This is a genomic window from Frankia sp. R82, assembly GCF_023716925.1.
Classification (GTDB): domain Bacteria; phylum Actinomycetota; class Actinomycetes; order Frankiales; family Frankiaceae; genus Frankia.
Genome location: NZ_JAMQQG010000313.1, coordinates 17,577 through 28,048, shown reverse-complemented (window position 1 = coordinate 28,048; position 10,472 = coordinate 17,577). Strand labels below are relative to the sequence as shown.

Genomic DNA, 10,472 nt, shown 5'->3' with positions numbered 1-10,472 from the left:
GGGCCGCACCGCACTGGCCGCGGCCGGGACCGAACGCGAGGCCCGGCAGGCCGCCGACGGCCGGCTGGACCTGCTGGCCCGCGCCACCGCGACCGTGTCCACCGGCGCCGACGCCCGTGCGATGCTGCGGTCCTTCGCCCGGCTGCTTGCCACCGAGGTCGCGGAGGTCTGCGCGATCCACCTGGTCAGCCCCCAGCCTTCCGGCGGGGACGGCCCGCCCGGCGTCGTCCGGACGGGAACCGCGGCCACGGCGCCCACCGCGCCGGCGGCTGCCGGTGCGACCGATGCGACCGAGGAAGCCGAGGAGGCCGGCGAGGCCGACGAGGCCGGGGAGATCGATGACGCCAGCCCGGGCGATGTGGGCGCAGCGGTGTCGTCCGGTGCGGGAACGCTGCCCAGACTGGCACCGCTGATCGTGGCCAGCCGCAGTGGTGCCGCGGACGACGCGGCGCGGGCAGCCTGGTCGGCGGCACTGGCCGTGGCGGCCCAGCCGCTTGGAGAGGTGGCCCGGACCGCAACCGGGCGGATCATCACCCACGCCGCCGACGACTGGATGCCGCCGGCCGACACCGCCCGCTGGCTACGCCAGATCGACGCGCACACCACCGTCGCGCTGCCGGTGGTCGGCCCGGCGGGTACCACGGCGGTCATCACCTTGACATGCACCGCGGCCCAGCCCCCCTATACCGAAGCCGACCTGGCGTTTCTCACCGAACTCGCGGCCCGCGCCGGGGTGGCCCTGGAACGGCTCGACGCCGACCGGGCGGCTCTCGGCGGCGCCGCGCGGCTGCGGGAGACCCTGCGCGGCAGCCACCCGGTCGCCCCGGCCGGGCTGCAGGTCGCCGCCCGCTACCTGGCCGCGGGCGGGGACGGTGACGCCGGCGGTGAGTGGTCCGACGTGATCGACCTCGGCGCCGGCCGGGTTGCGCTGGTCATCGGGGAGGCCCACGGTCAGGGCGTGGCGGCGACCGCCACCATGGGCCAGCTGCGCGCCGCGGCCCGGGCCTGCGCCCGCCTGGACCTCCCCCCGGGTGAGGTGCTGGCCCTGCTGCACGCGGTCGTCGCGGATGCACCGGACGACCAGTCGGCGACCTGCCTGTACGCGATCGCCGAGGTGGACACGGGTGTGTTGACGCTGGCCAGCGCGGGGCATCCGCCGCCGTTGGTGGTGGCACCCGACGGGCTGGTCTCCCGGCTGTACATGGCCGTCGGCGGGCCGTTGGGAGCGGCCCGCGCGGAGCTTGGAGCGGGGGCCGACCCCACCGAGTACACCGTCCGGTTGGGCCAGGGCTATCTGCTCGCCCTGTTCACCGACGGACTGGTCCGCGCGGGTGGGCGCAACGCCGACGCCGGAGTGTCGGATCTGGCCGCGGTGCTCGCCCGGATCGGCGAGGGGGCCGGCGCTCCGCTGACCGCGCTGGTCGATGCGGCCTGCGCGGGCCTCGGGCGGGACGGCGAGCCGGCACCGGACGATCCGGGCGTGGCTCTGCTGTTCGCCCGGCTGGCCGCCGATCCGGTGGCCGGACCGACGCTGCTCGACGTCAACGTGGAAGGCCCGGACGGGCTGCGCCCGGTTCGGGCCCAGGCCCGGCTCGCCCTGGAGGAGGCTCGGCTGGGCACCGACCTCGTCGACGTCGTCATCCTGGTGCTCTCGGAGCTGGCCAGCAACGCCGTACGCCACGGCCGGTCACCGCTGAGCGTGCGGCTGCGGATGCTCGGGACCCGCGCGGTCGTCGAGGTCGCGGACGGCGGCGGCCGGCTGCCGCGCCGACGTCTCGCCGCACTGGATGACGAGGCCGGTCGTGGGCTCGATCTGGTCTCCCGGCTCGCGGTGCGCCACGGCGTACGACCGATCGCCGAGGGCAAGGTGGTGTGGGCGGAGATCGACCTCGTGAATCCGGTCGCCGGCTGAGTCGTGCGGCCCTTTCGTCCCGCCCGGCCGGACGAAAGGGCCGGTGGCCGCAGCTGGAGCCGTGGCCTGACGGGGCGCTGCGGGTTGGTGTGGCGGGGTCGCGGCCGTCCTGCCGCCGTCGGGTGGAACGGGTCGCGTAACGTGAGGGTCATGCCGGACGCGGTGCTGCGCCTTGACCACGTCAACGTCGTGCGCGACGGGACTTTCCTGCTGCGGGACGTGAGCTGGGAGGTGTCGGCCGGGCAGCGTTGGGTGGTGCTCGGGCCCAACGGGGCGGGCAAGACGACGCTGCTGCAGGTGGCCTCCGGCCGGCTGTTTCCCACCGCCGGTGCGGTCGAGCTGTTCGGCCATCGGCTGGGCGCCGTGAACCTGCTCGACCTGCGTTACCGGGTGGGTGTGGTGAGCCCGGCCCTGGTCGAGACACCCCCGCGCGAAGAACGGGTACTCGACGCGGTGGTGACGGCCGGCTGGTCGGTTCTTGGCCGCGCCGACGAGGAGTACGACCAGGTCGATCTCGACCGGGCCGCGGCGCTGCTCGCCCAGTTCGGCTGCCGGGAACTGCAGGAACGTCGGTTCGGAACCCTGTCCGAGGGTGAACGTAAGCGGGTGCTGATCGCTCGTTCCCTGATGACCGATCCCGAGCTGCTGTTGCTGGACGAGCCCGCCTCCGGCCTCGATCTCGGCGCGCGGGAGGCGCTGCTGCGCCGGCTCACCCGGTTCGCGGCCGATCCCACCGCGCCGGTCTCGGTGCTGGTCAGCCACCACGTCGAGGAGATCCCGGTCGGGGTCACCCATGCCCTGTTGGTCCGCGGCGGCGAGGTCCGCGCCGCCGGCCCGGTGGCCGACGTGCTCACCGCCGTCCGGCTGTCGGACTGCTTCGGTATTCCCCTGGAGGTCACCGTGACGTCGGGGCGCTATGCCGCCCGACTCACGGCCGGGCCGCCCGTGCGCCGTCCGGTCTCCGTCGGCGTCTGAGGCGGTTCTCGCCGGGGCTGTTGCATCCCACCGCGACAGCGGCCTCCAGCGCGGTCGTACGGCCGTCAGCTGGCCGTTGCCGGGGTGCTGGGCTCCCTTCGGGGTTGTACGGCCGTACAGCGAGGGCCAGGGACCCGAAAGGCACGTGTCGGCCGCGGTTACCACCCGGATCGGGAACGCGGATCGTCCGGACTCCGGTGGTGCGAATCCGGTCGTCCGAATCTCCGATCCATATCCCGTCTGTACCCGGTCGTTCAAAACCCGGATCGGTCACAGCCCGATCGTGTCGCGCAGCCAGCGGGCGCCGCGGGTCTCGGCGCCGAGCGCCCGGACCCGGTCGCCGAGCGCCCGGTCGGACGTGGCCACCAGGGTGCCCGGGCCGGCCGCCCGGGTGGCGGCCACGATGGCATCGTCGCCATGGCCCGGCGCATGCACGACCTCGACCACCGGCCGACCCGGCCGTATCCCGTGGGTTTCTCGTTCGGTGTGGACCGGGATGGCGACCGGACCGGCCGGGTGACCGGCGCGGGCCGCACCCTCGAGAACAACGACGATCCGGATGGGAAGGCCCGACAGCGCGGGCGATCCTGAGCCGCTGACGCAGTCGTCGAGCCACGCTGAAATGGCGGCGAGCAGCCGTCTCGCGGCACCCGAGCGATCGCGCCACCAGCCGTCCGCGCCGGCCCCAATCACGTTGGCACCGTCCAACACCCACGTCCGTGGGTACTCGTCCGTGCGCCGCGGCATAGGGGCCGCGCCGGAATCAGGCGTACTCATCCACCGCGCCGATCTCCAATGGCATTCGTACCGGTCGGTTCCGCTCCCGGTGCCGGCGTCCCAAAGCACCGACCGGCTCATGGCCGCCGATTGCCAGGCAATCGCCCTGGGAGTCGGTAGACGAACACGATCGGTGTCCCAAGGTCGGCGGACATGCTCGCCGGGCGGTCGACGGTCGCCCAACTGTCCGCTTGCGGTCCGCGTTTCGGCTCGGAAGGTGTGATTCGCAGAACATGATCACTCCCAATCGAGTCGGCCTTGGCACCCGGCTTTGGGTTGCGCACTCCGAGCACCACACCGTCGAGCGCTAGACCGTGTCTTGGTGTTCGGTGGCCCGAGTTCGCGACTCCGTCCAACCGCGCGTGACAGTTCCTGGTGTTCTCGTGGTAATACTAGACGCGTGAGTTCTGCGGTCCGCTGACCTGAAGGAGAGTGGCATGGCACAGAAGACCATCGTCTCGTTGATTGACGATCTCAGTGGAGAAGAGGCTGACGAGACTGTCCGCTTCGGACTCGACGGTGCGCAGTATGAGATCGACCTGTCGGAGAAGAACGCGACGAAGTTGCGCGAGTCCCTGGCTCCGTTCGTCACTGCGGCGCGCCGTTCCGGCGGCCGTGCGGCGAGCACCCGCCGCGGCGTGCGTACCGCTTCGCGGCGTACCGGTGGAACCGACCGCACCGCCGACATTCGTGAGTGGGCGCGCAGCAACGGATACACGGTGAGTGACCGTGGCCGTATCGCCTCGAACATCGTTGAGGCGTACGACAAGGCTCACTGATCCCGGCCTTGCCCACTTTTCCGGGTCGAGGCTCGAAGCAGTGGACCCCGTAGCAGTACCCGTCGCGCCCGCGGTATTCGACCGCGGGCCGCGCGCCTCGCTGGCCCTGGACCTGCCGGTCAGGTTTTCCAGGGTGTGTTCCTGCCACACCGGCTCCGCTGGTGTGGCAGGAACGGCCGGTGTGGCAGGAAAATGCGCCTCGCTGCCCCGCTGTCGACGCGGGCTGTCGTCGGCTCTGTTCGTTCCGTCAGTTCGACAGGTGCTGGCCCATCCAGTTTTCGACCTCTTCCGCTGTTCGCGGAAGCGCGGTCGACATGTTCCGTCTTCCGTGGCTGGTGACCAGGATGTCGTCTTCTATCCGCACCCCGATGCCACGTAGCTCGGGGGGCACCGTCAGATCGTCGGGCTGGAAGTACAGGCCGGGTTCCACAGTGAGGACCATCCCGGCGGTGAGCGTCCCCTCCCGGTAGGCCTCGTCCCGTGCCTGGGCGCAGTCGTGCACATCCAGCCCCAGCATGTGCGAGGTGGAATGCAGGGTGTACCGCCGGTGCAGCCCGGCGCCCGGCGCCTGCGGATCGTCGGACAGCGACGCCTGCGCCCCGCCCGGCAGCAGCCCCCAGTCCTCGAGCGCGGTGGCGATGACCCGCATCGCGGCCCGGTGCGGAGCCAGGAACGACGCTCCGGGACGGACCGCCTCGATCCCGGCCTGCTGGGCACGTAGCACCACGTCATAGACCTTTTTCTGCACCGGTGTGAACCGGCCGGTGATGGGCAGCGTACGGGTGACGTCGGCGGTGTAGAGGGAACGCCCCTCCACCCCCATGTCCAGCAGCGCCAGTTCGCCGGCCCGTACCGGACCGTCGTCGCGGACCCAGTGCAACGTTGTCGCGTGATGTCCACAGGCAACGATCGAGCCGTATCCGACGTCGTTCCCGTCCACCCGGGCCCGGCGCCAGAAGGTGCCCTCCAACCAGCGTTCCCCGTTTGGCAACGTCATCGCGTGGCCGATTTCTCCCACGCACTCGGTGAAGCCACGTACAGTGGCCGCGACCGCCTCGTCGAGTGCAAGGAGCTCGTGGTCGTCCTTGACCAGACGCAGCTCGGAAAGCGCCTGGGCGAGCTGGGCATCGCGATCGACGGTCGAGCCGCCCGCTGACCAGCGCAGCACCGAGCGATCGACCAGCGGGTCGATTCCCCGCAACACCCGGGTGTTTCGGGGGGCCAACCGGGCGAGGGCGTCGGCGAGTTCGGACAGCGGCCGGCATTCGATCTCCAACGCCGCCTGTGTCTCGCGCACCCCTGGGCGGGGCCCCACCCACAGTTCGCCGTATCGGCGATCGGCGTAGAACGCTGAGCTGGACCGGTCCGAGCGACCAGGGACATAGAGCGTCGTCTGGTGCTCGCCGGCCGCGTTGGGTAGCAGAACCAGTACCGCGTCCGGTTCATGACAACCTGTCAGCCAGAAGAAGTCACTTCCCGGACGGAACGGATAATCCGTGTCGTTTGCCCGGACCCGCAGGCCGCCGGTCGGCACGACCAGTGCGTCCGTCGGGAACCGCGCGCCCAACAAGGCACGGCGTTTCGCCGCGTAGGGGGCGCAGTCATCACGGGATGGCAGAGCGTTGTCCTGCGGGGCCCAGCTGGTCGCCATAAATCGCCGGAACGCCGCATGCGGTTCCTCATCGTGGCTGACCTGACCCGGTTCACGCCCGGATCCGACCGCCGGTTGCCGATCCGCCGCCGTCTGGCCGGTGCCGGGAGAAGATGTCGAATCCGCCCCGTTGGCTGTGCGGATGTTCTCGTCGTGTCCCGCCGGGGCGGCCTCGGGTACCCCCGTGCCGGCCCGTGCAGGTGTGCTTTCGTCAGACTGGCCACTCATACGGATAACGGTAGGGCGGCGGGGCTTCCCCGGGTAGTGCTCCCGTTCTCTGCGCCGTGGCGCTGCTCACGGGGATGGACGCAGAGCCTGATGCGCATGGCGAACCAGCGTGGCCCAGAATGCGGCCGCCGACCACGGGTTGGTGGACGTGGATCTCCGGCGGGTTGTCAAAGATCAGAATAATCTGTCGACCTGTTACTATCTGTCGCCATATGTTGACTGTTCCTGGCGGGGTGCGATGTGGACGAGGTCGGGCACTGCGGTCGGGGCGCCGGCGCGACGGGACGTTCTCGCGCGGTGCGCAAAACGGGCAAACATATTAGTTGCTGGAACTGTCCAGCCGGCCGGGCGACAGAGTGCTGCATTTTCGGTGCGAAACATCCCATCGCGGCGCAGGCGCGGTTGGGTGTTCCCAGGGGAGCAGGCGGGACCGGCTGGCTGACGGCCGGTAGGTCGGCCCAACCGACAGATGATCCGCAGAGTGGCCGATCTGGCCTTGCCTGCGGATGTCGCCGGCCGGCCGGCCGGGCGTCGACGTCGGCCATGCGACAGGCGAGAGCAGCGCTCATGGTGTCCTGACCGCGGGATCGGTGAGAGGGTGTCCAGGAGTGTTCTGTTCGTCCGTCACCGCCCGGTGCCTGGTCGGCGGTGGTGGCCGGGGGAGCGCCGAGAGGCGGTACCCGTACCGATGGTGGAGGTACCGGGCACCGATGCCCACCGGCGCGGATGACGAAGCCCCGGTGGCGAGGGAGGGAAGGCAGCCATGACCTGGCCTCCGGACCGGCCGGATCGGGATGGCCCGCCCGAGTCTGGTCGAACGGACCGCCCTGGTGGCCGGGGCGCGCCCGTCCCCCCTGGCCGTTCGCCCCGGGATCCCACTGCCCGACCGCTCTCCCCGCGCGACCCGGCACCGAGAAATCCGGCGCCAGGGCGTCCCGGGCCGAGGAATCCGGCGGCGCAGGACCCGGTGCCGCCCGGGCGCGCCCCCCGAGGCCCGGCCGGACGGGATCCCCGCCGCGTCCCACCGGTGGAGAACTGGCCGGCGGGCCCGCAGCCGCCGCGCCGCCGCCTGGCCGCGGACCCGCCCACCAGGCGGTACCCGGACGCCGATGACGGCTGGGATGCCCGCGGCACCCGAGATGGCCGCGATGGCCAGGCCACCTGGGACGGCCGGTACGGTGATGGCCGGCCGGACGAGGGTCGGTACCGGAAGGACCGATCCGTCGGGGGTGCCCCGCCCACCCGGATCGACCGGCCCGGGGCTGACGAGCCCGCGGCTGCGCGGCCCATGGGCAGTGTCCGCCGCGCTGTCACCGTCCTCGCCGCAGGGCTGGCCGTGCTGGTACTGGTGCTGGCCACCGCCGGTTGGGCCGTGCTGCGCCACTATGACGGCCGGGTGGGCCATGTCGCGCTGAGCTTCGGTCCCGGTATCGAGCGCCCGGCACCTGCCGGCGGCGGGACGCAGAACATCCTGCTGGTCGGCTCCGACTCGCGGGCCGGCACGAACGGCGAGTTCGGGCAGACCGACGGCCAGCGCTCGGACACGACGATCCTCGCGCATCTCGACGCGAACGGCTCCACCACCCTCATCTCCTTCCCCCGCGACCTGTGGGTGACCATCCCCACATACACGGATTCCCGCGGCACACGGCACGCCGCGCAGCGCTCCAAGCTGAACGCGGCCTTCTCCTACGGCGGTCCATCCCTGCTGGTGTCGACGATCGAGGCGTTGACCAGCATCCGGGTCAACCATTACGTCCAGATTGACTTCGTCGGCTTTCAGGGCATGACCGACGCGCTCGGTGGCGTCACCGTCTGCATCAGGGAGCTGCCGGCCGAGTTGAAGGCCCGCGGCTTCGACAACCTGCATGACCGCTTCTCCGGCTTCTCCGGTCAGGTGGGCGAGAACCGGCTGGATGGTGCCCAGGCGCTGGCCTTCGTCCGGCAGCGGTACGGCCTGCCGGAAAGCGACCTCGACCGGATCCGCCGCCAGCAGCAGTTCCTTGGTGTGATCTTCAAGCGCATCGCGTCCACCGGCACGCTGCTCAACCCGTCCCGACTGATCAACGTGGTGGACGCGGCCACCTCGGCGCTGACCCTCGACGACCGCACGTCGCTGGCCGACCTGCGGCTGCTGGCGCTGCGGATGCAGTCCATCGGCTCAGGCGGCGTGGTGTTCGCGACCGTGCCGGCCACAGCGGCCAGCCGGGCGGGACAGAGTGTGCTGTTGCCGGATCCCGCGCAGCTCACCGAGTTCCTGAAGCCCTTCGGTGGCGACACGTCCGGGCAGGGCACAACCGGGGCACTGCCGGTCCTTCCCGGCGGTGACGCTGGCAGTTTCGGCGGTGCTGGCAGTTTCGGCGGTGCTGGCGGCACGACAGCGGGGTTGCCTGCGACCGTCCCGGTCTCCTGGGCGCGACCGGTCGTGGCTCATGTCGAGGCCGCGGATGCTCCCGCCACCGGCGCCGCCACGGCCGGCTGTACCTACTGACAGGTGCGCACGTCGATCGGCCCGGCTAGGGACGTTTCAGGTCGATCGTCGCGGCCGGGTCCGATGGGCCCGACGGGACGGATGGGACGGGCGGATCCGGCGGGGCTGGCGGTTCGGGGTCGGGGTCGGGGTCGATTCGACGGCGTTCGTCCAGTGCGGCGTTGAGTTCGGCGCCGAGCAGGACAGCCAGCGCGGTGATGTAGAAGAACAGCAGCGCTGCCACCGGCGAGCCCAGCGAGCTGTACACCAGCTCGTGGCTGAATACGAACTCCAGGTAAAGCCGGAGCAGATAACTACCGACCAACCAGCACACCAGCGCCAGCGTCGCCCCGGGCAGGGCCCGCCACCAACGGCGGCGCACCGGCAGCGACAGGTGGTATAGCGAGGTGAGCATGGTGAGCGCGACCAGGCCCACCACCGGCCAGAACAGCAGGGTCAGCAGGCGGTCGACGACCGGATGCCGCTCGGCATCGAGGATGCGGGAGATGAGCTCCGGGCCCAGCACCAGGGCTGGCAGAATGATCACGCCGCTGGTCACCTGCGCGACGAACAGGCCCAACGCCACCAGTCGGCTGCGGACCGCCGAACGCAGGTCTCGTTGGCCGTAGGCGATGGTGATGGTGTTGACGAAGGTCGCCATGGCGGTGGAGCCGGTCCACAACGACAGCGCGAAGCCGATCGAGATCACATCCGGGCGACCACGGGAGAGCACCTCGTCCACGGTGGGGCGCACGGCCTCGTCGACGACGGACTCGGTGAGCAGATCACCGGCGCCGCTCAGGATGCTGGTCCGGATGCTGGCGAGGGAGTTGTGGCCGATGGCCTCCGCCACATAGCCGAGCGCGCCGAGTAGCGACAGCAGCAGCGGCGGCAGCGACAGCAGCTGCCAGAACCCGGCTTCGGCTGCCAGGCCCAGCACCCGGTGCCGCCAGGCGTTGGACAGGGTGCGTCGGGCGAGTTGGACCGGGCCGTGGGGAACCCGTTGGCGCTGCCCGTCGAGGTGGCGGTACACCGTGCTCTGGCGCACCTTGGTCTCCGCGGCCACCCGGCTGCGTCGGGCCTGTGCGACGAGGCCTGGCGTGGCACCCGCATTCGCCGCGCGTCGTAGCAGAACCGACGCGCGGCGGGCTCGATCGCCCGCCACAGAGGTGGGCGGGCCACTACCGCTGACGGCCACGGTGCCACCGTATGGCCTGATACGGCGCGGCCCGTCCAAGGGCACTCGGGGGATGGCCCGGAAGTCCAGCCCGCCCATGGCAGGCGGGCCGGGTGCTGTCGTCGGCGCAGCTGGTCGGGCGAGGCGACATGCCTTCTCTCGACCCTGGGCCGGGCAGTGAAAAGGGCACGTCACGACGCCGTGACATGCCCTTTAGGGGATCTGACGGAAGTGTCAGGAAACGGTGAGTTTGTCGGTCTCGTCGTGGTATTCGACCGCCATCTCGCGCAGCTTGGAGTCATGCGACTTGGCGTGGTGGCGGCAGAACAGAAGGTCCCCGCCGCCCGGCAGCACCACCCGCACGTATGCCTGGGCACCGCACCGGTCGCAACGATCGAGGTTGGTCAGCGTCGGCTTCGTGGTAGTCCCTGTCACATCTACTCCAACTGTGTTAGGCGGCCAGACGTTCCGACTGACCATGTGACGGTTTACTCACAGCCGGC

At 71.0% G+C, this 10,472-nt stretch carries 8 protein-coding genes; 4 read left to right on the top strand and 4 right to left on the bottom strand.

Annotated features, from left to right (window positions below):
* Both ND747_RS25745 and ND747_RS25740 read left to right on the top strand, forming a co-directional pair.
* On the top strand, positions 1–1,912 hold a 1,912-nt coding region (locus ND747_RS25745; protein ID WP_251736785.1), incomplete at its 5' end, for a SpoIIE family protein phosphatase.
* A gap of 150 nt (positions 1,913–2,062) precedes the next feature.
* Positions 2,063–2,887 carry an ABC transporter ATP-binding protein gene (locus ND747_RS25740; protein WP_251736784.1) on the top strand — a complete coding sequence of 275 codons (825 nt, stop codon included), beginning with the start codon at positions 2,063–2,065 and terminating at the stop codon, positions 2,885–2,887.
* Positions 2,888–3,157: 270 nt separating this feature from the next.
* On the opposite strand, the gene ND747_RS25735 is transcribed toward ND747_RS25740, so the two are convergent.
* Positions 3,158–3,580: a hypothetical protein gene (locus ND747_RS25735; protein WP_251736783.1), complete on the bottom strand. Its 423-nt coding sequence runs from the start codon at positions 3,578–3,580 to the stop codon at positions 3,158–3,160.
* 521 nt (positions 3,581–4,101) lie between these two features.
* Between ND747_RS25735 and ND747_RS25730 the strand changes: the two genes are divergently transcribed.
* Complete coding sequence (locus ND747_RS25730) at positions 4,102–4,443, top strand: Lsr2 family protein (protein ID WP_251736782.1); 342 nt, start codon at positions 4,102–4,104, stop codon at positions 4,441–4,443.
* Positions 4,444–4,690: 247 nt separating this feature from the next.
* On the opposite strand, the gene ND747_RS25725 is transcribed toward ND747_RS25730, so the two are convergent.
* Positions 4,691–6,322, bottom strand: a complete 1,632-nt coding sequence (locus tag ND747_RS25725) for an aminopeptidase P family protein (protein WP_251736780.1) — start codon at positions 6,320–6,322, stop codon at positions 4,691–4,693.
* Positions 6,323–7,349: 1,027 nt separating this feature from the next.
* Here ND747_RS25725 and ND747_RS25720 point away from each other — a divergent pair.
* The gene (locus ND747_RS25720; RefSeq protein ID WP_308204694.1) at positions 7,350–8,813 is read left to right on the top strand and encodes an LCP family protein; all 1,464 of its coding nucleotides are present in this window, start codon (positions 7,350–7,352) and stop codon (positions 8,811–8,813) included.
* A gap of 25 nt (positions 8,814–8,838) precedes the next feature.
* Here the strand turns inward: ND747_RS25720 and ND747_RS25715 are convergent, their stop codons facing one another.
* Both ND747_RS25715 and ND747_RS25710 read right to left on the bottom strand, forming a co-directional pair.
* Positions 8,839–9,858, bottom strand: coding sequence for a YihY/virulence factor BrkB family protein (locus tag ND747_RS25715; RefSeq protein WP_251736776.1), 1,020 nt, complete (start codon positions 9,856–9,858; stop codon positions 8,839–8,841).
* Between the two features lie 345 nt (positions 9,859–10,203).
* The gene (locus ND747_RS25710; RefSeq protein ID WP_163547434.1) at positions 10,204–10,404 is read right to left on the bottom strand and encodes a hypothetical protein; all 201 of its coding nucleotides are present in this window, start codon (positions 10,402–10,404) and stop codon (positions 10,204–10,206) included.
* Positions 10,405–10,472: the final 68 nt, after the last annotated feature.